Below are 20,838 nucleotides of genomic sequence, written 5' to 3' on the forward strand. Positions count from 1 at the left end.
AGAGCGGATGCGCATCGTCGACGTCAACGAGTTCTACTCCCCCACCGGCGGGGGCGTGCGGACCTATATCGATCGCAAGATGGCGATCCTGGCGGAGATGGGCCATGAACTGATCGTCCTGGCGCCGGGGACCGAGGATCGGGTCGAGGAGCGTCCCGGCGGCGGCAAGATCATCTATGTAAAGGCGCCACGCCTGATCCTGGACACCAATTACGGCATGTTCTGGGACGGCGCGCCGGTGTGCCGCCTGCTCGACGAGCTGGATCCCGACATCGTCGAGGTCTCCTCGCCCGCCAAGCCCGCCTGGTTCGTCGCCAACTGGCAGGGCCGGGCGCGCAAGGTCTTCTTCATGCACAACGACAATGTCGGCACCTATCCGGTCCGCTGGCTGGACGGCTTTGTCGCGCAGGAGCGCGTCGAGGACTGGTTCAGCTGGTACAGCCGCTACATGAACCGCTTTCTCGACCATTATGATCTGGTGCTGTCCAACGGTCCGGCGCTGGTCAAGCGGCTGGGCAAGCGCGGCGTGCGGGTGGACGAAGGGATTCCGCTGGGCATCGAACGGCATTTCTTCTCGCCCGACCACCGCGACGAACGCCTGCGCGCCGCGCTTCTGGCGCAATGCGCGCTGCCCGAGGATGCGCATCTGCTGCTCGGGCTGGGGCGGCATCACCCCGAGAAGCGCTGGACCATGGTCATCGACGCGGTCGAGCGCGTGGCGGCGAGCCGCCCTGTCGGCCTGATCCTGATCGGCGGCGGCGTGGCCAGCCGCGCGCTGGAAAAACGGATCGCGGGCAGTCCGCATATCCGCCTGTTCCGCCCGGTCTATGATCGTCCGCGCCTCGCCCGGATCATGGCGAGCTGCGACGCGCTGGTGCATGGGTGCGAGACCGAGACGTTCGGGCTGGTCGCGTCGGAGGCGCTGGCGTCGGGCCTGCCGCTGGTGGTACCGGATTATGGCGGCTGTGCCGAGGTCGCCAATCCGCTGTTCGCCGAAACCTTCCGCGCCCGCGACGGCGCGGCCTGTGCCGAGGCGATCGAGCGGTTGCTGTCACGCGACCAGCGGATGTTGCGCCACGCCGCGCGGATCGCGGCGGGCAAGGTGTTCAGCGACCGCGACCATGCCGAGGCGCTGACCGCGCGCTATCAGCAATTGCTCGACAGCGAGCGGCGGGACCAGGCCGCGGCCTGACGTCCGTCGTCCCGGGCTTCACCCTACACGGGCCAGGCCGCACTGGCGGGCCGGTCAGGCGGCGGCGAGCAGATCCGCATAGCGCGACGGCCGGTGCGTCCTGGCGAGCCGCGAATAGGTCTTGTCGATGCTGTCGAGCAGCGCGGGGACGCCATTGTCCCCCGGATGGACCGCCACCCGCGCGACCGGGGCCGGGCGCAGGCCGTGGCGCAGCACGGCGGCGGCGGCGAGCGAACTCAGCTGGCGACCGCGCGACCGGCTGGCCCAGGTGACGACGGGACCGCGCGCGACGATCTTGCCGTCGATCGGCGTCCAGACGCGGAAATGATCCTCGGCCAGGCCGAAGCCCGCCTCGCCCAGCGCCACGCGCGCATCGTCCGAATAGAGCCAGGCGGGGGCGATGAAGCCCGTCGCGCGGCGGCCGATGATGTCCTCGACCAGCGCGGTGCCGCGTTGCATCCGGCGCAGCGCCTCGGCGCGGTCGAGCCCCACGAACTCGCCCTCGCCCGCCGTCATATGCTTGGCCTTCAGCGCGATGCGTGGATCGCTATGCTCCATGTCGTCCTTGTGCGACCAGCCGTGCACGAACATCTCGATCCCCATGTCGGCCCAGTTGCGCAACCGGGTGGCGAAGGGGGTGCCGGGCGCGATGGGGGCGCTGTTCCAATGGTCGGGAATGACCAGCATGGCGAGACGCGGCCCGCCCAGATGCCCCGACAGCCGGTCGAACAGCGCGTCGACCGCGCCCTCGAAACGGGGGGACACGTCATGGATCGAGGCGAGAAGGCGTTTCATGGGATGGATTTATAGACCCGGATCGTCTCGTTGCCCATCGGCAGTTTGGCGGTCAGGCGATAGCCGTCCGCCATGGCCGCCATCACGCGGGCATGGGCGGCGGGCCGCTCGCCATTATAGGGCGGCCGCATGACGACCACAGCGGGCCGGGCGCGGAGGATGCGCGCGATCTCGGCATCCTGGTCGACGCCGGTCGCCCCCGCCTCGCGCGCGCGGCTGAGATGCGCGGGCACGATATAGCGCGACAGGGCGCACCGCCGCGTCGCGACATAGAGCATCGTGCTGCCTGAATAGACATAGAGGCAACCCGGTCCCCGGCCGACCGCCGCCGACAAGGCGGCGAACTCGGCCGGGCCGCCCCGCTCATGCCGCAGCGCGAGCAGCACGATCTGTCCGCCCAGCGCGACGACCAGCAACAGCGCGGGCGCAAGACGCCGTCGCCACGCCGCGCGACCCAGCATCGCCGCGGCGGCGGTGCAGGCGGGCAGCAGGATAGGCAGGCCATAATGGTCGAACCAGGGACGGAACAGCAGCACGCCGACGATCGCCGCGTCCAGCCAGACCGCGAGAAACCCCCGTTCCGCAGGGGCGTCCGGCGCCCGCCACGTCCGCTGGAGCCCCAGCACGGCCAGCGTGACGATCGGCGACAGGATCAGCACCATCTGCCCCAGATTCGCCGCCAGCTCGGGCAGGGGATCGGGGTTGCGATGAAAGATCGACAGGAAATTGGCGTAGAGAAACGCATCCCACTGGCCGATCGCGGCATAGACTCCGGCGGCGATCGCGGTCGGGGCCAGCGAGACCGCGACCAGCGCCGCGCCGTAGCCGACCAGCGCGCCCGGGGAGCGCGACCGCCGCCATTCGGCACCAAGCAGCCAGAGCCCGAACACCATCCCCTCGAACACGGCGGAATATTTGATCTGCAGGACGATCCCGACCAGCGCCATCGCGGCCAGCCCCGGCGCACGCGCGCGCCGTCGGTCCGATTCGAGGATCAGCCACGCCGCGCCGATCATCAGCGCATTGTAGAAGACCGGCGCCTGCCCGCCCTGTCCGCCCAGCAGGTCGAGCCAGAGGATATAGGCGATCCCGGCCGCCGTCGCGCCCGTGGTCCAGCCCAGCCGATCGGCCATCCGCGCAATGGCCCAGGCGGTCGCCACCACGCTGGCCAGCGCGAACAGTTGATAGCCCCAGATGCCTGCCGGATAGCCAAGCGCCGCGGGCAGCGCGTAAAGGAGGAACAGCCCGATCGGCTTGCGGTCCCACACATCGACGAACGGCCAGGCGCCGTGATGCATCGCCGTGCCGGTGAAGAAGTAGAATTCCTCATCGACATGGACGACCGGATTGCCGAAGGTCAGCGCCCGCGCCGCCACCGCGACGAGGAACAGGACCAGCAGACGCCGGACCATCGGCGTCGAAGCGGAACGGATCATGATGCGGGGGCTTAGCGGGTCGCGGTGACGAAATAGTCCAGCGCGGTCGAGTCGCTGACCATGAACCCCTTGGTCGGCGAGAAGCTCAGGCCGCGCACGTCACGCACCGTCAGCCCCGCATCGGTCAGCAGCGCGGTCAGCTCCTCGGGCGTCAGGAACTTCGACCAGTCATGCGTGCCCCTGGGGATCATGCCCGTCCCCTCCGCCAGGGTGATGAGCGCCAGCTTCGACAGCGGCGTCCGGTTGGGGGTCGACAGGATCACCAGCCCGCCCGGTGCCAGCGCATCTGCCAGCCCGCGCACGAATCGCGCCGGATCGGCGACATGCTCGATCACCTCCAGCGAGGTGACGAGGTCGAAGGTCCCGCCCGCCAGCCCCTCGACGCTGCCCGCGCGATACTGGATCGACAGGCCGGATTGCGCGGCATGCGCGGCGGCGACCGCGACATTCTCCGGCGCGGCGTCCAGCCCCGTGACGTCCGCGCCCAGACGCGCCAGCGGCTCGCACAACAGCCCCGCGCCGCAGCCGACGTCGAGTGCGCGCTTGCCCGCCAAGGGCGTGAAGCCCTGGCCATCGACATCCCAATGCAGGTCGATCTGTTCACGAATATAGCCGAGTCGCGGCGGGTTCAGCCGGTGGAGCATCGCGCTCGACCCTTTGGGATCCCACCAATCTGCCGCCATCTTTCCGAAATGTGCGGCTTCGGCCCCGATAATGGTAGAATCGTTCAAATCGCTTGCGTTCGTCATGAGGTCTACCTATCAGGACCGCCGTTTTACCCCAAGGAGATTGGCAAAAACCGCATGGCCCGTATCGTGATGAAGTTCGGCGGCACCTCGATGGCCGGAATCGAGCGCATCCGCAACGTGGCGGCGCGGGTCAAACGCGAGGTGGAGGCGGGCCATCAGGTCGCGGTCGTCGTCTCCGCGATGGCGGGCGAGACCGACCGGCTGGTCGGTTTCTGCCGCGAGGCCTCGTCGCTCTACGATCCGCAGGAATATGACGTCGTCGTCTCGGCGGGCGAACAGATTACCAGCGGGCTGCTGGCGATCACGCTCCAGGCGATGGGCGTGCCCGCGCGCTCGTGGCTGGGCTGGCAGTTGCCGATCCATACCGACACGGCGTTCGCCAAGGCGCGGATCGGCGAGATCGACACCGCCGCGCTCGACCAGAGCCTGGCGGCTGGCGTGGTCGCGGTCATCCCCGGCTTTCAGGGCGTCGCCGAGGGCAATCGCGTGACCACGCTGGGGCGCGGCGGATCGGACACCAGCGCGGTCGCGGTGGCGGCGGCGATGAAGGCGGAGCGGTGCGACATCTACACCGATGTCGATGGCGTCTACACGACCGATCCGCGCATCGTGCCGCGCGCGCGCAAGCTGTCGAAGGTCACCTATGAAGAGATGCTGGAACTCGCCAGCGTCGGTGCCAAGGTGCTCCAGACCCGCTCGGTGGGGCTGGCGATGAAGGAACAGGTGCGCGTGCGGGTGCTCAGCTCGTTCGACGACGCACGGGACGAAGACGGGTATCGCGGCACGTTGATCGTGGGCGAAGAGGAAATCGACGATATGGAACGCCAGCTCATCACCGGCATCGCGCATGACAAGAACGAAGCCAAGATCACCCTGACCGCCGTGCCGGATCGCCCCGGCGCGGTCGGATCGATCTTCGCGCCTCTGGCCGATGCGGGGATCAACGTGGACATGATCGTCCAGAACATCGCGCATTCGACCGGGTCGACCGACGTGACCTTCACCGTCCCCTCGGCGGACCTCGCGCGCTGCCTGGACGTGCTGGAAAAGGCGAATGGCGACATCGGCTATGCCAAGATGGTGCATGACACCCGCGTGGCGAAGATCTCGGTCGTCGGCGTCGGCATGCGCAGCCATGCGGGCGTCGCGTCGACCATGTTCCAGACGCTGGGCGCGCGCGGCATCAACATCCTCGCCATCACCACCTCGGAGATCAAGGTCAGCGTGCTGATCGAGGAGGATTATACCGAACTGGCGGTGCGCGTGCTGCACACCGCCTACGGGCTGGACGCCGAAGCGGCCTGAGCGCCCGAATCCTCCCCGCCCGGCGACGGGGAGGATTTCGTGCCGCCGCTTGCCGTCCGTCCCCCGGCACGGCATGGAGCGTCGATGACTGACATGCTCCTTTCCACCCCGACCACTACCGGCGAACAGCGCCTTGCCACCCGCATGGCGCGCGGCGCGGCATTCCTGGGCGCCGACATGGCGATCATGGCGGGGGCCATGTCCTGGGTGTCGGAGCGGCATCTCGTCTCCGCCATGTCCAATGCGGGCGGCTTCGGCGTGATCGCGTGCGGGGCGATGACGCCCGAGTTGCTCGACGCCGAGATCGCCGCGACCAAGGCGATGACGACGCGCCCGTTTGGCGTGAACCTCATCACCATGCACCCGCAGCTGTTCGACCTGATTGCGGTGTGCGGCCGTCATCAGGTCGGCCATGTCGTGCTGGCGGGCGGCCTGCCCCCCAAGGGCGCGCTGGAGGCGATCAAGGCGACGGGGGCCAAGGTCATCTGCTTCGCCCCCGCGCTCAGCCTCGCCAAGAAGCTGATCCGTTCCGGCGTCGATGCGCTGGTGATCGAGGGGATGGAGGCGGGCGGCCATATCGGCCCGGTCTCGACCAGCGTGCTGGCGCAGGAGATGCTGCCCGAGATCGCCGGGCAGGTGCCGGTCTTCGTCGCGGGTGGCATCGGCCGGGGCGAGGCGATCGCCGCCTATCTCGACATGGGCGCGGCGGGGGTTCAACTCGGCACACGCTTCGTCTGCGCCACGGAATCGATCGCGCATCCGAACTTCAAGAAGGCGTTCATCCGCGCCTCGGCCCGCGACGCGGTGGCGAGTGTGCAGATCGATCCGCGCCTGCCGGTCATTCCGGTGCGCGCGCTCAAGAATGCGGGCGGCGACCTCTTCACCGCCAAGCAGCGTGACGTCGCACAGGCGCTGGACGAGGGCGCGGTCGCAATGGGCGAGGCGCAGCTCCAGATCGAACATTACTGGGCGGGGGCGCTGCGCCGCGCGGTGATCGATGGCGATGTCGAATATGGATCGGTGATGGCGGGCCAGTCGGTCGGCATGGTGACGAAGGAAGAGCCGATCGCCGACATCCTGGCGCAGCTCATGGCCGAAGCCGCCGCCGCGCTGGTCGCGCGCAGCGCCTGACCGGCGCGGCGGCGCCGATCCGGGGGCGATGGGCGTCATCCTCTTCAAAATCCTTGATTCCCCGAAGCTGTGGCTCGCTTCGTCGCACGGCTTACGACCTGTTAACCTCGATTCGGCATGATCGGAGTCGTTCAAGCTGGGGGGCTGGTTTTCCGAGGATCGGGTTATGGTGAAGACGCGTATCTGGACTGGCATGGCCATCGGTCTTTCGTTGGCGGGCTGTACGGCGCGGGAGACTGCCAAGGTCGCGCCGCCGCCGGTGATGGTGCCCGCGCCCCAGGTCGCGCGCGCGCCGCTGCCGCCGGGGGCGACGCCGGGGATGCGCATTCCCGCGCTGTTGCCCGACGGCAATTATGCGACACCGAACCGCGCGCTGACCAGCGCCGCCACGATCTGGCATCTTCGTTCAGCGCTCAACGTCGCGGCGCTCGCCTGTCGCGGTGCGGACGAAGGGCTGATCGTCACCCGCTACAACACGATGCTGACCACGCAGAAGACGGCGCTGGCGGCGGCGGAAAAACGCTATTCGGCCGAATATCAGGCGCAGGGCGGCGATTGGCGTGATCGCTATGACGACGCGATGACGCGGCTCTACAATTTCTTCTCGATCACTCCGGCCCGCAAGGGATTCTGCGCGGCGGCCGACCAGGTGCTGGCCGATATCAGCGCGGCCCCGGCCCAGGGGTTCGAGACCGTGGCGGCGCAGCGGCTGGATCAGCTCGATGCCCCGTTCATCGCCTTCTTCCGGGCCTATGACGCGTGGCGTGCGGGCACGATGGTGCCGGTCCGGACGGTCGCCGCGCCGCTGACCGTCGCGAGCAACGCGGTGGCCCCGGTCGGTCCGCGTGTCGCGGGCGGTGCGATCCTGTCGAGCCAGCCGGTTCCCGCCGCCACGCCCTATACGCCGCGCCCGGTGATCCGCCCGCCCAGCCTGTCGGTCGATCCGGCTGCGCTTCAGTAAGCGGCGCGGCGCAGGGGAGCATCCCATGGCATGGCGGTGGCCATGCCGGCGTCCGCGCTTTGCGCAAGTGCCTTCCTTCCCTGGGGCGGATGGGTTAACGGGCGCCCACCATGACGGTGATGTGCGACGATCAGCCAAAGGGCGGCCGCTTCGAAGCGGGCGAGCATCGCTTTGCGGTGCGCGTCTATTTCGAGGACACCGATCTGTCGGGCGTCGTCTATCACGCCAATTATCTGCGTTATATGGAGCGGGCCCGCTCCGACATGCTGCGCGTCGCCGGAATCGACCAGCGCGCCGCGCATGAGGCGGGCGAGGGCGCCTATGCCGTCACCGATATCGCGATCCGCTATGCCGCCCCGGCGCGGCTCGACGACGATCTGCTCGTCACGTCGCGCCTGGTCGAACTCAGTCCGGTGCGCGTCGTCATTCATCAGACAGTCAGGTGCGGCACGGTCAAGCTGACCGATGCCAAGGTTACCGTCGCATGGGTGGGTCCGAACGGCCGGCCCAGGCGGCAACCGGCCGACTGGATCACCATCTACCAACGCCTCGTCTGGCAGGGGGACACCGAACGCCCATGAATCCCGTCTTCAACATGGATGCCGCCACCTTGTCGCCCGTCGCGCTGTTCCTGCAGGCCGATTGGGTGGTCAAGTTTGTGATGATCGGTCTGCTGCTCGCGAGCATCTGGACCTGGACGATCATCGTCTCCTTTTCGCGCAAGCTGGCGCGCACGAAGAAAGGGATGACCCGGTTCGAGCGCGATTTCTGGAAGGCCGAGGATATCGACGCCTTTCACCGGATGGAGCAGGACAATGAACTGCCCTCCGCGCGCGTCTTTTCGGCGGGCGTGCAGGAATGGCGGCGGTCGACCGCGGGCGGGCATATCGATCGCGACGGCACGCGCGAGCGGCTGGCCACGGCGATGGGATCGGCGGTCGCGGGCGAGATCGACAAATTGTCAGACCGTTTGAACGTACTGGCGACGATCGGCTCGGTCGCGCCGTTCGTCGGGCTGTTCGGCACCGTCTGGGGCATCATGCGCAGCTTCACCGGCATCGCGCAGGCGCAGAATTCGTCGCTCGCGGTCGTCGCGCCGGGCATTGCCGAGGCGCTGTTCGCCACCGCCATCGGCCTGTTCGCCGCCATCCCGGCGGTGATCGCCTATAACCGCTTCAGCCACGGCGTGAACAAGGTGGAGGCGTCGCTCAACCGCTTCGCCGACGGTTTCCACACCACGCTCAGCCGCCAGCTCGACCAGGCGCGTTGAAAGGGGACGGGCGATGGCCATGAACCTTCCCTCCCGCTCCGGCCGCGGCCGCCGCGCGCCGATGGCGGAGATCAACGTCACGCCGCTGGTCGACGTGATGCTGGTGCTGCTCATCATCTTCATGGTGACCGCGCCGCTGCTGACCACCGGCGTGCCGGTGAACCTGCCCGACAGCCGCGCCAAGGCGCTGGACCAGGAGCAGAAGCCCGAGCAGATCTCGATCGACGAACAGGGGCGGCTTTTCCTGAACGATGACGAGATCAGCGATGCCGACCTGCCCGCGCGGCTGGACGCGATCGCCGCGCGCAAGGGCCCGGACGGGCAGGTGCCGCAAATCTATCTGCGCGCCGACCGGGCGCTCGATTATGGCCGGGTGATGCGGGTCATGGGCGAGCTGAACCGCGCCGGGTTGAACCGCGTGTCGCTGGTCACCGTCGAGGGTGGCGCGGCGGAAGGAACGAGCGCGCGCTGATGGAGCGTGGGGAACGGACCGGACTGGCGATCGCGGTCGCGGGGCATATCGTCCTGTTCGGCCTGCTGTCGGTCGGCTTTCTGGCGACGCCCAACCCGGAGAAGCTGAAGGTCACGCCGATCGACATCTCGCTGGTCAAGGATGTCGCGCTGGAGGCCGAATCGCCCGACCCCAACCAGCAGGCGGCGCAGTCGGTCGCGCCCGAAGCGGGCCAGCCCGAGGACGCCGCGCCCCCCGAGCCGGTCGAGGCCGTGCCGGAGCCGCAACCCGCGCCACCGCCGCCCGCCCCTGAGCCGAAACCACAGCCCCATATAAAGCCGCAACCGAAGCCCGTGCCGCAACCCCGGCCCGAGCCCAAGCCGGTCGAAAAGCCGCAACCACGCCCGGAGCCCAGGCCGCAACCGCGCCCCAAGCCCGTCGAGCGTCCGCGGCCCAAGCCGGTCGAAAAGCCGCATCCCAGGCCCGAGCCCAAACCCGCCCCGGCCAAGCCGGCCCCGACCAGGCCGGTGCATCCCGCCAGGCCGGATTCGGAGGCGTCTCCACGCGCCAGCGAGCATACGGCCCATCCCTCGACGGCGCGGCCCGTCACGCCCGCGCGGGGCACGGGTCATAGCGAGACGGCCCAGACCACCCATCCCCGGGGGTCGCGGCTGGGCAAGGACTTCCTGAAGGGCCTGTCGCCCGACCCGTCGCCGTCCAGGTCGCAGGCCGCGCCCGCCGCCAGGATCGGCGCGCAGCAACTGGCGAATATTGCCTCGGCGATCCTGCGCCAGGTGCAACCCTGCGCCAACCGGCAGGTGACGCCGGGGCCGGGCGCGGAGCGGATTCGCGTGGCGATCAACCTGCATCTCAATCGCGACGGCAGCCTGGCCGCCGCGCCGCGCATCGTCGGCCATAGCGGCGTCGATGGCGAGAATGAGCGCTATGTCGACCGGGTCGACGATCTGGCGATCGCGACCTTCAAGGGCTGTTCGCCGCTGCGCGGGCTGCCGGCCGATCTGTATGACGTGCCGGGCGGCTGGAGCAATTTCACCCTGCGCTATAAACTTCCGGGTTGAGGATGATGCTTATGCCCCGTTCCCTGCTGACTCTTCCGCTCTCGCTGGCGCTGGCGGCCAGTGCGCTGTCCGCGCAGGACGTGCCCGCGCCCGCGCCCGTCGCTGCCCCGCAGGGCCAGGCGGTGGCGCCCGGGCAGCAGCCCGCCGCTGCGCCCGCCAATGGCCAGGAAGGGCTGGTGGTCGATGTCGAGGGCGGCATCTCCGCGCCGATGCCGATCGCGATCCCGGCGATGCCGACCAGCGCGGTCGAGCAGACACCCGCCGGCACCACCGATGTCGTCGGGCAGGAACTGTCGAAGATCATCACCAACGACCTGCGCAATTCGGGCCTCTTCACCCCGGTCCCGCCCGCGCAGCTGCGCACCGTGTCCTATCCGGAGGTGACGGCGCCCGCCTTCGACTATTGGAACGGCACCGGCGCGCAGGCGCTGGTCCAGGGCTATGTCCGCGCCAATGGCGACGGCACGCTGACGGTCGGCTGCTATCTGTACGATGTGCTGGCCAAGAGCGAACTGGCGCGCCAGGGTTTCGTGGTGTCGCCCGGCGACTGGCGGCGCGCGGCGCACAAATGCGCTGACACCATCTATACCAAGCTGACCGGCGAGGGCCCCTATTTCGACAGCCGGATCGTCTATGTCTCGGAGACCGGGCCCAAGGCGCACCGTATCAAGCGGCTGGCGATCATGGACCAGGACGGGGCCAACCACCGTTTCCTGACCAATGGCCAGTCGATCGTGCTGACCCCGCGCTTCGCGCCGAACCAGCAGTCGATCGTCTATATGTCTTATGTCGACAAGCGGCCCGCCATCTATGTCTATGACATCGGATCGGGGCGCCAGCGGCTGGTGGTGCAGAATGCCGCGACGACCTTCGCGCCGCGCTTCTCGCCCGATGGCCGCTGGATCCTGTTCTCGATGGCGCAGGCGGGCAATACCGACATTTATCGCGTGTCGGCGCAAGGGGGCTCGCCACAGCGGCTGACGACCTCGCCGGGCATCGATACCGGGGGCAGCTATTCGCCCGACGGCTCGAAAATCGTCTTCGAAAGCGATCGGTCGGGCGGGCAGCAGATTTACGTGATGAACGCCGATGGGTCGAATCAGCAGCGAATCAGCTTCGGCGGCGGGCGCTATGCCACCCCGGTCTGGAGCCCGCGCGGTGACCTGATCGCCTTCACCAAGCTGGGCGGCGCGTTCCGCATCGGCATCATGAATCCGTCGGGCGGCGGCGAGAAGCTGTTGACCAACAGCTGGCAGGACGAAGGGCCCAGCTGGTCACCCAATGGCCGCGTCATCACCTTCCAGCGTTCGACGCAAGGGGCGTCGGGCAAGGCCGATGTGTGGATGGTCGACCTGACCGGGGTGAATGAACGGCGTATTCCGACGCCGCTCGACGGATCGGATCCGGCGTGGGGACCATTGCGGCCGTGACGCGTTCGGGGAGGAGTTTCGGGGGCGAAACGAACCAAGAGGGAAGACCAGTCCAATGACCAAGATCAAGACCACCCTTGTCGTCGCCGCCATGGCGCTCGCGATCGCCGGTTGCGCCAAGAAGCGCCCCGCCGTCCTGCCGCCCGCGCCGGTGGACCAGGCGACGCCGGTCAACCCCAATGCCGGCCAGACGCCGCCGACCGACGGCGCGGTGGTGCCGGGTTCGGACGCCGATTTCCGTCGTTCGGTGACGTCGAACACGATCCATTTCGGGCTCGACCAATATGACATCGATCCCGAATCCCGTGCGATCCTGGACAGCCAGGGGGCGTGGCTGCAGCGTTATCCCAATGTCCGCATCACGATCGAGGGCCATTGCGACGAGCGCGGCACCCGCGAATATAATCTCGCGCTGGGCGATCGCCGTGCCAACGCGGCCAAGAACTATCTGGCGGCGCGCGGCGTGTCGGCCGATCGCATGACTGTCATCAGCTATGGCAAGGAACGTCCGGTCGCGCTGGGCTCGGACGAAGCGGCCTGGGCGCAGAACCGCCGCGCGGTGACGATCGTCCTGAACTGATCCGGCAAGCACCCCCGGTCCCCTGAAAAGGGACCGGGGGACGTTGGGGGGCACCGCGTGGACGGTCATCCCGGTCCGGTGCGGAACGAACGCCGAGTTCCGCCGCCGCCATCGATGTTAGCCCTATCATTTTCGCTTGCGCCCGCCTGGCGAGGGGCTACCATCCTCCTTCGACCGTGGAAGAAACCCACGGCGGACAGGAGGGGATATGAGCAAGAGTTCATGGTCCGGCGCGGCGTTCGCGCTGTTACTGGCGCTATCGGCGGCGACGCCCGCCATGGCGCAGGACGATCGTATGGTGCCGATCGCCACACCCGCCCAGCCACAGGCGATTCCGTTGAACACCGGCGCGCTGCCCAATGCGCCCGTGGCGGAGAGCTGGCACAGCCAATATGGCAGCGTCTTCGCGCGCAACGTGACTCAGGCGACGCTGACCCCGTTCCTGCCCGATCCGGCCAAAGCGACCGGCGCGGCGGTGATCGTCGCGCCCGGCGGCGGCTTTCGCACGCTGTCGATGCAGAATGAGGGCTGGGACGTCGCCCGAGCGCTGGCGGATCGCGGCATCGCGGCCTTTGTCCTGAAATATCGGCTGAACCAGACGCCGCGCGGCATGGCCGATTTCGAAAAGTCGATGGCGGCGATGTTCGCCGGCGTGGTGCGGCCCACCGCCCGGCCGAATCCGCAGGATGCGATCAAGGGTCTTGCGCCGCAGATCGCCGATGCCCGTGCCGCCTTCGCGCTGGTCCGGTCGCGCGCGGGCGAATGGAAGGTCGATCACAACCGGATCGGCATGGTCGGCTTTTCGGCGGGCGGGATGCTGACCATGGCGACGGTGGTCGCGGGACAGGATGCCCACCCGGCCTTTGTCGGCGACATTTATGGTCCGCTTCAGCCCATGGCGGTGCCCGCCGACGCTCCGCCGCTCTTCGCGGCGATCGCGGCGGACGATCCGCTGTTCGCGGGCAAGGGGTTCGGGCTGATCGACGATTGGATGGCGGCCCGCAAGCCGGTCGAGTTCCATCTTTACGGCCGGGGCGGCCATGGCTTTGGCATGTATCCCAAGAAGACGACCAGCACCGGCTGGTTCGACGCCTTCTACCGCTGGATCGCGATGGAAGGATTTCTGAACGCGAAGGCGCGGTAGACCCCGCCCCCATGGCGAAGGGGTGTCGCGCTATCGACAGCGGGACGCCCCTTCGTCAGGCCTCTGACCCGCCCCCCTGGCAGGAGAGTCGGTCACTCGATGCTCTTCGACGCCTGTTCGAACAGATCCTTGGACAGGCCGGGCGTCTCGACGATGCGGGTCAGTTCGGCGCGCATCAGGCGCGAGCGTTCGCCATCGAACCGCCGCCAGCGGCCGAGCGGCGGCAGCAGCTTGGCCGCGGTCTGCGGATTGAGCCGGTCGAGCGCGATCAACTGATCCGCCAGGAAGCGATAGCCCGATCCGTCCGCCGCGTTGAACGCGCGCTGATTGACCCCGAACGCACCGACCAGCGCGCGCGCGCGATTGGGATTGGTGAGAGTGAAGTCTGGATGCCGCGCCAGCCGCGCCACCACCGCGCCGGTATCGGCCCGCGACGACAGCGCCTGGGTCTGGAACCATTTGTCCAGCACCAGCGCGTTGTCGGCATAGCGCGCGTGGAAACGGGCCAGCGCGTCCTCCCGCTCGGGCGCGTCGGAATTGACCAGCGTGGTCAACGCGGCCTGCCGATCGGTCATGTTGTCGGCCGCGTCGAACTGCGCCAGCGCGGTGGCGGCGGCGTCGGGCGCGCCGCTGGCCGCGATATAGCCCAGCGCGACGTTGCGCAGGCGACGCCGTCCCTTGGCATCGGGGGTGTGGATATAGGCGTCCTGCGCCATCTCGGCATAAAGCCGCCGCCAGACCGGCTCCAGAGTCCGGCCCAGCCGTTCGCGCAGTTCCTCGCGCGCGGCATGGATCGCGTCGGGATCGACCGTCATCATCTGGTCGCCGATGAAATTCTCGGAGGGCAGCAGCACCGCCTCGGCCAGGAAGGCGGGCTCCAGCCCCTCGGCCTCCAGCGTGCGCGCGACCGCGTCGAGGACGGCATCGGCCTGCACCACGCCGTTGATCGTGCCCGCCACCAGCGTGTCGAGCATCAGTTGCTGCATCGCCTCGTACCGGGCGAAGGCATCGTCGTCATGCGCCGACAGGAAGGCGAGGTCGGCCGCCGTCCGGTCGCTTTCGATCACCACGGGCGCGGAAAAGCCGCGATTGATCGACAGGACGGGCCGCTCGGTAACGCCCTCGAAGGTGATCGTCTCGGACAGCTGGTCGAGCAGGATCAGGGTTTCGTCGGTCAGCGCACGGCCGGTCTCCGCCCCGAACAGCCGGATCTTGAGCGGCAGGACCATGGGGTGCTTCACGCTCTGTCCCGGCGTGGCGGGCACATGCTGGGCGAGGCGCAGCGTCGCGCGCCCGCCGCCCGGTTCATGGGCGAGGCCGACCGAAACACGCGGCGTCCCCGCCTGCGCATACCACAGGCGGAACTGGGTCAGGTCGATCCCGCCGGCTTCCTCCATACAGGCGACGAAATCCTCGCAGGTGGCGGCGGTGCCGTCGAAACGGTCGAAATACAGGTCGGTCGCGGCGCGGAACTTCACCGGGCCCAGCATCGTCGCCATCATGCGGATCAGTTCGGCCCCCTTGTTGTAGATGGTGGCCGTGTAGAAATTGCTGATCTCGATATAGCTTTCGGGGCGCACCGGATGGGCGAGCGGCCCCGAATCCTCGGGGAACTGGCTGGCGCGAAGCCCGCGCACATCCTCGATCCGCTTGACCGCCGCCGATCCCTGGTCGGCGGAGAAACACTGGTCGCGATAGACGGTGAAGCCTTCCTTGAGGGAAAGCTGGAACCAGTCGCGGCAGGTGATCCGGTTGCCTGACCAGTTGTGGAAATATTCATGCGCGACGACAGCGGCGATCGCGTCATAGTCGTAATCGGTCGCGGTGTCGGGATCGGCGAGGATGTAGCGGCTGTTGAAGATGTTCAGCCCCTTATTCTCCATCGCGCCGAAGTTGAAATCGTCGACCGCGACGATGTTGAACACGTCGAGGTCATATTCGCGGCCATAGACGCGCTCGTCCCACGCCATGGCGAGCCTGAGCGCATGGAGCGCGTGATCGGTCTTGGGCAGGTCGGCGGCGCGGACCCAGATGCCGAGTTGCACCGCGCGGCCGCTCATCGTGGTGAAACTGCCGCGATGGACCGCCAGGTCCCCGGCGACCAGCGCGAAGAGATAGGACGGCTTGGGGAAGGGGTCGTGCCATTCGGCCCAGTGGGTGCCATCTTCGTTCGTTCCGCTGGCAACCGGATCGCCATTGGCGAGCAGCACGGGGAAGCGCCGCGCCTCCGCCGTCATCCGCACGCGATAGACGCTCAGCACGTCGGGCCGGTCGGGGAAGAAGGTGATGCGGCGAAACCCCTCCGCCTCGCACTGGGTGCACAGATTGCCGCCCGAGGCATAAAGACCCATCAGCTGGGTGTTGCGGTCGGGGGCGATGACGACCTCGGTTTCGACGCGGTGCGCATCGCCGGCCAGCGGGACGACGAGCTGCTCGCCCTCGATCCGCCAGTCGTTGATCGCCACGCCATCGACCTTGACCGACAGCGGCACCTGTCCCGCGCCGTCGAGGCGCAGCGGCTCGTCATGCGCGCCGCGGCGCACGACCGACAGGGTGGCGTGGACCTGGGTTTCGGCCGGGTCGAGCCGGAAATCCAGCGTGATATCGGGCACGGTCCAGCCGGGCGGGCGATAGTCCTCGCGCCGGATGGCGGCGGGGGTGGTGCTGGGCTGGGCCATGGCGTGCTGGATATCCATGGCGGGAATATAACCCTGTACAGGGCATTGGGCCATGCGCGTGCGCGGGAAAAAGCGTGGCGGCGCAAGGCCGGTGGCTTGATCGTGGGGGGCGTCATGGTACCCCGGAGGCGATATCTCTCCGGGAAAGGGTCTGCATGTCGCGTTCGACGGCCTTGTTGCCGCTGTTTCTCCTGTCCACCGCCGCCTTCGCGCACGATCACCATCATGACCATGGGCAGGCCGTCGCACCGGCGACGGCTCAGGCTGAAGTCAAGACCGGCGTCCCGGCGGCGGCCCCACGCAGCGCGGCCGAGCGCAATGCGACGATCACCGCCCCGCTGCCCGAGGATCAGGCCGCGCTGAAGGCGCATGTGATGTTCCTGGCCAGCGACGCGATGGCGGGCCGCGAGGCGGGGACGCGCGATTATGATATCGCCGCGCAATATGTCGCCGCGCAATTTTACGCCGCGGGCCTGCGTCCCGGTGGCGATGACGGCGGCTATCTGCAAAAGGTGCCGCTGGTCGCGTACAAGGTCGCCGACAAGGGCAGCGCGATGTGGACCCCCATCGGCGGCACCGCGACCGAGCTGGTCTTTGGCGAGGATTTCGTGCCCTCGCCGGTGCCCGACCGCAAGGAGACGAGCGTCTCGGCCCCGGTCGTCTTTGTCGGCTATGGCATCGACGCGGCGCAATATGGCCTGACCGATTACAAGGGCGTCGATGTGCGCGGCAAGATCGTCGCCTTCGTTCCCGGCGCGCCCGAGGGGCTGGGCGGCGAGGAGCGCGCCTTTTTCGGATCGGCGGCGAACAAGGCCGCGCTGGCGGCGGCGAAGGGGGCGATCGGCGCGGTGCAGATCGACATGCCGCGCAGCAATGGACGCCAGCGCCCCTTCGCATCGCTCGCGCGCTATTATGATGCGGCGCGCGTGACCTGGGCCAATCCGGACGGCACCGCGCATGCGATGACCCCGACGACCCCGGTGCTGGGCACATTGTCGCAAGCGGGCGCGGCTCGGCTGTTTGGCAAGGACTGGACCGTGATCGCCAAGGCCGCCGCCGCGCCCCGGCCACGCTTTACGCCGATCATCGCCAGGGGCCGGATGACGGTCGCGTCGAAGACCAGCTTCACGTCGATGGACAGCAGCAACGTCATCGGTCTGATCCCCGGCAGCGACCCCAGGCTGAAGGACCAAGTCGTCGTGCTGTCGGCGCATCTGGATCATATCGGCGTCAATGACGGCGGTGACGGCGACCGGATCAACAATGGCGCGCTCGACAATGCGATTGGCATCGCCAGCCTGATCGAGGAGGCTAGGCGGTTCAAGGCCGCGACCCCGCCCAAACGCACCGTCATGTTCCTGGCGGTGACGGCCGAGGAGAAGGGGCTGGTCGGCTCCGACTATTTCGCCAATCACCCGACCGTGCCGCTCAAGTCGATCGTCGCCGACGTCAATCTCGACATGCCGATCCTGACCTACAAGTTCGAGGATATGGTGGTGTTCGGCGCGGATCGGTCGACGCTGGGCCCGATCGTGCGCAAGGCGGTGGGGGCGATGGGCCTGCCGGTCGCGCCCGATCCCATGCCGGAGGAAGGGATATTCGTCCGTTCCGACCATTTCCGCTTCGTGCAGAAGGGCATCCCGTCCGTCTTCCTGTGGCCGGGACAGGCGGGGCCGGGCAAGGCGGCGGTCGCCGATTTCATGAGTCATCGCTATCACCGTCCGGGCGACGAGATCGATCAGGGTATCGACTGGAGCCAGGGACCGCGCTTCGTTAGCGTCAACTATGCGATCGCGCGCGAGATCGCCGACGAGCCGGAACGGCCCGTGTGGAACAAGGGCGACTATTTCGGGACGCTCTACAAGGGGCCGATGGCGGGCAAGTGAGCCGGCTGTTCGTCTTTGGCATGGGCTATGCCGCCCGACATCTGGCGGCGGCGCTCGGCGCGCGGGGCTGGCGTGTCGTCGGCACGACGCGCGACGGGCGGGACGGCACGTTGCGCTTCGGCGACGGACAGGCGGTGGCGGGCGAGATTGCCGCCGCGACGCATATCCTGTCGTCGGTCCCGCCCGACGGCGAGCGGGATCCGGTGCAGGACGCCTATGGCGATCGGCTGGCGCGATCGGCGGCGTGGCTGGGCTATCTGTCCTCCACTGGCGTCTATGGCGATACCGGCGGCGCCTGGGTCGACGAGAGCGCACCCATCGGTTCGGGCCGCCGGGTCGCCCGCGCGGTGGCCGATGCCGACTGGCAGGGGCTGGGCGCGCGCGTGTTTCGCCTGCCCGGCATCTATGGCCCCGGTCGCTCCCCGATCGACCGCGTCCGCGCGGGCAGGGCGCACCGGGTCGGGCTGCAGGGACAGGTGTTCAGCCGCGTCCATATCGCCGATATCGTCAGCGGCGTGATCGCCGGGTTCGAGGGGCCGGCGGGGGCCTATAACCTGGCCGACGATCACCCCTGCGACCAGGATTCGGTGGTTGCCTATGCCGCGCGGCTGGCGGGGGTGGCGGTGCCGCCGCTGGTGCCGCTCGACAGCCTGTCCGAGGCGGCGCGCGGTTTCTATGCCGAGAACCGGCGGGTGGCGAACGGCAAGGCCCGGCGGGTGCTGGGCTGGCGCCCCGCCTATCCCGATTACCGGTTGGGCCTGCGCGCCTTGAGCGCGATGACCAGCCCCAGCGCCGTCACCGCCGCCCCCGCGCCGGCCAGCAGCGACCAGCGATAGCCTTCGAACACCGTCGACAGGCTCATGGCGATGACGGGGACGATGACGCTGGAATAGGCCGCCTTGGCCGGGCCGATCGTGCGCAGCACGCGATAATAGAGCGGGAAGGCCAGCGCCGAGGCGAAGAGGCCGAGATAGAGGATGCCGAAGATGTAACCGGCGCGCATCTCGAACACCGGCGGGCCGTTCAGTCCATAGGCGATCAGCGCGTCGACCGCCGCGCCGACCAGCATCGCGATGCTCAGGGTCGCGTGCATCGGGAACCGCCGGGCGGTCTTGGTCGCCTGCATCACGTTCGCGGTGGAGGCGGACAGGATGGCGACGATGGTCAGCGCGATGCCGATCATCGCGCGCGTCGGCCCGGCGGGGTCGACCCGCGCCTCATGCACGAACAACAGGGTCGCGCCCGCCATCGCCACGGCCGACCCCAACAGCAATTGCCGCCCCATCTGCTGGCCCAGGAACACCCGCGCGAACAGCGCATTGGGGATCAGCAGCATGGCGAAGACCACCGCCACCAGCCCGGAGGTGATATAGGCCTCCGCCCGGTAGACGAAGTTGAAGTTCAGCACGAACTGGAACAGCCCGATCCCGGCGGCGAACAGCCAGCCGGTAGTGCCCAGCCGGAAACTCTCCCGCCGGGCGAGCGCGAACGCGCCCATGGCGAGCCCGCCGACCAGAAAGCGATAGCTGACCGACCAGGTGGCCGGGACGAGCGAAATCTGGTCGCGGATGACCAGCCAGGTCGATCCCCAGATCAGCGTGACGATGGCGAAGGGGATCAGGACGGCGGCGCGGGTCGAGCGCGGTCCGGTGTCGAACTCGCTCACAGCGCGGCGATCGCGTCGGCCAGGCGGCCGACCACCTGCGCATCGCTGTCCCAGGCGGTGACGAGGCGGATCTCGCCCGCCGCCCAGTCGTAGAAATCGAACCCGTGCGCGCGCAGGGCGGCGGCTTCCGCGGGTGTGGCGCGCAGGAACACCTCGTTCGCCTCGACCGGATGGACCAGCCGGTCGCCCGCCGCGGCGGCCAGCCGTTCGGCACAGCCATTGGCCAGCGCGCCGTTGACGATCCACAGGTCGTTCTCGACCATCGCCAGGATCTGTGCGGCCAGATAGCGCCCCTTGGACATCAACATGCCCGCCCGCTTGCGGCGGCGGCGCGTGACATCGGCCAGGCCGGGCTTGAAGAAGACCAGCGCCTCGGCGCTCATCGCGCCATTCTTGACGAAGCCGAAGGAGAGGGCGTCCACTCCCGCCTGCCAGGTCAGCGCGGCCGGCGTGCAGCCGAGCCGGGCGATCGCATTGGCGAAGCGCGCGCCGTCCATATGGAGGCCCAAGCCCCGTTCCCGCGCCAGTGCGCCGATCGCGGCGACCTCTTCGGGATTGTAGACGCGGCCATATTCGGTGGCGTTGGTGATCGAGATGGCGTGCGGCTGGACCCGGTGGACGTCATTGGCGATGGCGTCGATCAGGGTGCGGATGGCATCGGGGGTCAGCTTGGCCCCCTCGCCATCGGCCAGCATCAGCTTGGCGCCATGGGTATGGAATTCGGGCGCGCCGCCCTCGTCATTCTGGATATGCGAGTCGCGGTGACAGACGATCCCGCCATGCGGCGGGCAGAGCGCGGCCAGCGCCAGGGCATTGGCGGCGGTCCCAGTGGGAACCCACAGCACCTCCACCCCGGTGCCGAACAGTTCGGACAGCCGCGCGTCCAGCGCCCGCGACCATCGATCGCCATCATAGGCGGTGTCGAGATGATCGGCGCGGGCGATTCCCTCCATCACCTTGGGGTGGATGCGGGCGGCGTTGTCCGAGAAGAATCGCATGATCCCAGCGTTTGGGCGCGGCATCCCCATGCGTCAACACCGCGATCCCATCGCTGCGACCGGGCTCCCGATCCGGTGGATGGACGG

General features: G+C 68.4%; 19 protein-coding genes. 13 read left to right on the forward strand and 6 right to left on the reverse strand.

The annotated features are described in order from the left end of the window. Positions 1-7: 7 nt before the first annotated feature. Positions 8-1,192: a glycosyltransferase gene (locus RN629_RS06815; RefSeq protein ID WP_407034521.1), complete on the forward strand. Its 1,185-nt coding sequence runs from the start codon at positions 8-10 to the stop codon at positions 1,190-1,192. 54 nt (positions 1,193-1,246) lie between these two features. On the opposite strand, the gene RN629_RS06820 is transcribed toward RN629_RS06815, so the two are convergent. Genes RN629_RS06820 through ubiG form a run of 3 tightly spaced genes read right to left on the reverse strand, consistent with a single transcriptional unit; the run spans position 1,247 to position 4,172 of the window. After that, positions 1,247-1,987, reverse strand: coding sequence for a DUF2334 domain-containing protein (locus RN629_RS06820; protein WP_407034522.1), 741 nt, complete (start codon positions 1,985-1,987; stop codon positions 1,247-1,249). Next, a complete protein-coding gene (locus RN629_RS06825; RefSeq protein WP_407034523.1) occupies positions 1,984-3,423 on the reverse strand; it encodes a hypothetical protein in 1,440 nt (479 codons plus the stop codon). The genes RN629_RS06820 and RN629_RS06825 overlap by 4 nt, the downstream gene beginning before the upstream one ends. Positions 3,424-3,434: 11 nt before the next feature. Beyond that, positions 3,435-4,172 (reverse strand): bifunctional 2-polyprenyl-6-hydroxyphenol methylase/3-demethylubiquinol 3-O-methyltransferase UbiG, encoded by a 738-nt coding sequence (gene ubiG, locus RN629_RS06830; RefSeq protein WP_407034524.1) that lies wholly within the window; start codon positions 4,170-4,172, stop codon positions 3,435-3,437. A 54-nt stretch (positions 4,173-4,226) separates the two neighbouring features. On the opposite strand from ubiG, the gene RN629_RS06835 reads away from it, so the two are divergent. The 10 genes from RN629_RS06835 (at position 4,227) to RN629_RS06880 (ending at position 13,523) form a co-directional block, all read left to right on the forward strand. Continuing rightward, positions 4,227-5,477, forward strand: coding sequence for an aspartate kinase (locus tag RN629_RS06835; protein ID WP_407034525.1), 1,251 nt, complete (start codon positions 4,227-4,229; stop codon positions 5,475-5,477). 84 nt (positions 5,478-5,561) lie between these two features. Then, a complete protein-coding gene (locus tag RN629_RS06840) occupies positions 5,562-6,608 on the forward strand; it encodes an NAD(P)H-dependent flavin oxidoreductase (RefSeq protein WP_407034526.1) in 1,047 nt (348 codons plus the stop codon). A 166-nt stretch (positions 6,609-6,774) separates the two neighbouring features. Next, on the forward strand, positions 6,775-7,569 hold the full coding sequence (locus tag RN629_RS06845) for a hypothetical protein (protein WP_407034527.1): 795 nt from the start codon (positions 6,775-6,777) through the stop codon (positions 7,567-7,569). A 110-nt stretch (positions 7,570-7,679) separates the two neighbouring features. Continuing rightward, positions 7,680-8,150: a YbgC/FadM family acyl-CoA thioesterase gene (locus tag RN629_RS06850; protein ID WP_407034528.1), complete on the forward strand. Its 471-nt coding sequence runs from the start codon at positions 7,680-7,682 to the stop codon at positions 8,148-8,150. Next, on the forward strand, positions 8,147-8,839 hold the full coding sequence (tolQ, locus tag RN629_RS06855) for a protein TolQ (RefSeq protein WP_407034529.1): 693 nt from the start codon (positions 8,147-8,149) through the stop codon (positions 8,837-8,839). The genes RN629_RS06850 and tolQ overlap by 4 nt, the downstream gene beginning before the upstream one ends. Positions 8,840-8,852: 13 nt before the next feature. Next, the gene (gene tolR, locus RN629_RS06860; RefSeq protein ID WP_407034530.1) at positions 8,853-9,311 is read left to right on the forward strand and encodes a protein TolR; all 459 of its coding nucleotides are present in this window, start codon (positions 8,853-8,855) and stop codon (positions 9,309-9,311) included. Then, positions 9,311-10,369, forward strand: coding sequence for a cell envelope integrity protein TolA (locus tag RN629_RS06865; protein WP_407034531.1), 1,059 nt, complete (start codon positions 9,311-9,313; stop codon positions 10,367-10,369). The genes tolR and RN629_RS06865 overlap by 1 nt, the downstream gene beginning before the upstream one ends. An 11-nt stretch (positions 10,370-10,380) precedes the next feature. Beyond that, positions 10,381-11,799: a Tol-Pal system beta propeller repeat protein TolB gene (gene tolB, locus RN629_RS06870; RefSeq protein WP_407034532.1), complete on the forward strand. Its 1,419-nt coding sequence runs from the start codon at positions 10,381-10,383 to the stop codon at positions 11,797-11,799. A gap of 55 nt (positions 11,800-11,854) precedes the next feature. Continuing rightward, on the forward strand, positions 11,855-12,379 hold the full coding sequence (gene pal, locus RN629_RS06875; protein WP_407034533.1) for a peptidoglycan-associated lipoprotein Pal: 525 nt from the start codon (positions 11,855-11,857) through the stop codon (positions 12,377-12,379). A 208-nt stretch (positions 12,380-12,587) separates the two neighbouring features. Next, positions 12,588-13,523, forward strand: coding sequence for an alpha/beta hydrolase (locus tag RN629_RS06880; RefSeq protein WP_407034534.1), 936 nt, complete (start codon positions 12,588-12,590; stop codon positions 13,521-13,523). A 92-nt stretch (positions 13,524-13,615) separates the two neighbouring features. Here the strand turns inward: RN629_RS06880 and pepN are convergent, their stop codons facing one another. Continuing rightward, positions 13,616-16,201 carry an aminopeptidase N gene (pepN, locus tag RN629_RS06885; protein ID WP_407034535.1) on the reverse strand — a complete coding sequence of 862 codons (2,586 nt, stop codon included), beginning with the start codon at positions 16,199-16,201 and terminating at the stop codon, positions 13,616-13,618. 155 nt (positions 16,202-16,356) lie between these two features. Here pepN and RN629_RS06890 point away from each other — a divergent pair, with 155 nt between their 5' ends. Together RN629_RS06890 and RN629_RS06895 are read left to right on the forward strand one after the other, a co-directional pair. After that, a complete protein-coding gene (locus RN629_RS06890; RefSeq protein WP_407034536.1) occupies positions 16,357-18,087 on the forward strand; it encodes a M28 family peptidase in 1,731 nt (576 codons plus the stop codon). Next, a complete protein-coding gene (locus tag RN629_RS06895; protein ID WP_407034537.1) occupies positions 18,084-18,923 on the forward strand; it encodes a Rossmann-fold NAD(P)-binding domain-containing protein in 840 nt (279 codons plus the stop codon). Before RN629_RS06890 ends, RN629_RS06895 begins: the two co-directional genes overlap by 4 nt. Here the strand turns inward: RN629_RS06895 and RN629_RS06900 are convergent. Together RN629_RS06900 and RN629_RS06905 are read right to left on the reverse strand one after the other, a co-directional pair. Further along, entirely contained in the window at positions 18,833-19,753 is a 921-nt protein-coding gene (locus RN629_RS06900; protein ID WP_407034538.1) for a DMT family transporter, read from the reverse strand. The genes RN629_RS06895 and RN629_RS06900 overlap by 91 nt on opposite strands. After that, positions 19,750-20,751, reverse strand: a complete 1,002-nt coding sequence (locus RN629_RS06905; RefSeq protein ID WP_407034539.1) for a threonine aldolase family protein — start codon at positions 20,749-20,751, stop codon at positions 19,750-19,752. The genes RN629_RS06900 and RN629_RS06905 overlap by 4 nt, the downstream gene beginning before the upstream one ends. Between the last annotated feature and the right edge of the window lie 87 nt (positions 20,752-20,838).

Source organism: Facivitalis istanbulensis, from assembly GCF_040560405.1.
Taxonomy (GTDB): domain Bacteria; phylum Pseudomonadota; class Alphaproteobacteria; order Sphingomonadales; family Sphingomonadaceae; genus Sphingomonas; species Sphingomonas istanbulensis.

Coding starts and splice junctions, on each gene's coding strand:
- RN629_RS06815 (WP_407034521.1), top strand. CDS start 8: ATGCGCATCGTCGACGTCAACGAGTTCTACTCCCCCACCGGCGGGGGC.
- RN629_RS06820 (WP_407034522.1), bottom strand. CDS start 1,987: ATGAAACGCCTTCTCGCCTCGATCCATGACGTGTCCCCCCGTTTCGAG.
- RN629_RS06825 (WP_407034523.1), bottom strand. CDS start 3,423: ATGATCCGTTCCGCTTCGACGCCGATGGTCCGGCGTCTGCTGGTCCTG.
- ubiG (WP_407034524.1), bottom strand. CDS start 4,172: ATGACGAACGCAAGCGATTTGAACGATTCTACCATTATCGGGGCCGAA.
- RN629_RS06835 (WP_407034525.1), top strand. CDS start 4,227: ATGGCCCGTATCGTGATGAAGTTCGGCGGCACCTCGATGGCCGGAATC.
- RN629_RS06840 (WP_407034526.1), top strand. CDS start 5,562: ATGACTGACATGCTCCTTTCCACCCCGACCACTACCGGCGAACAGCGC.
- RN629_RS06845 (WP_407034527.1), top strand. CDS start 6,775: ATGGTGAAGACGCGTATCTGGACTGGCATGGCCATCGGTCTTTCGTTG.
- RN629_RS06850 (WP_407034528.1), top strand. CDS start 7,680: ATGACGGTGATGTGCGACGATCAGCCAAAGGGCGGCCGCTTCGAAGCG.
- tolQ (WP_407034529.1), top strand. CDS start 8,147: ATGAATCCCGTCTTCAACATGGATGCCGCCACCTTGTCGCCCGTCGCG.
- tolR (WP_407034530.1), top strand. CDS start 8,853: ATGGCCATGAACCTTCCCTCCCGCTCCGGCCGCGGCCGCCGCGCGCCG.
- RN629_RS06865 (WP_407034531.1), top strand. CDS start 9,311: ATGGAGCGTGGGGAACGGACCGGACTGGCGATCGCGGTCGCGGGGCAT.
- tolB (WP_407034532.1), top strand. CDS start 10,381: ATGCCCCGTTCCCTGCTGACTCTTCCGCTCTCGCTGGCGCTGGCGGCC.
- pal (WP_407034533.1), top strand. CDS start 11,855: ATGACCAAGATCAAGACCACCCTTGTCGTCGCCGCCATGGCGCTCGCG.
- RN629_RS06880 (WP_407034534.1), top strand. CDS start 12,588: ATGAGCAAGAGTTCATGGTCCGGCGCGGCGTTCGCGCTGTTACTGGCG.
- pepN (WP_407034535.1), bottom strand. CDS start 16,201: ATGGCCCAGCCCAGCACCACCCCCGCCGCCATCCGGCGCGAGGACTAT.
- RN629_RS06890 (WP_407034536.1), top strand. CDS start 16,357: ATGTCGCGTTCGACGGCCTTGTTGCCGCTGTTTCTCCTGTCCACCGCC.
- RN629_RS06905 (WP_407034539.1), bottom strand. CDS start 20,751: ATGCGATTCTTCTCGGACAACGCCGCCCGCATCCACCCCAAGGTGATG.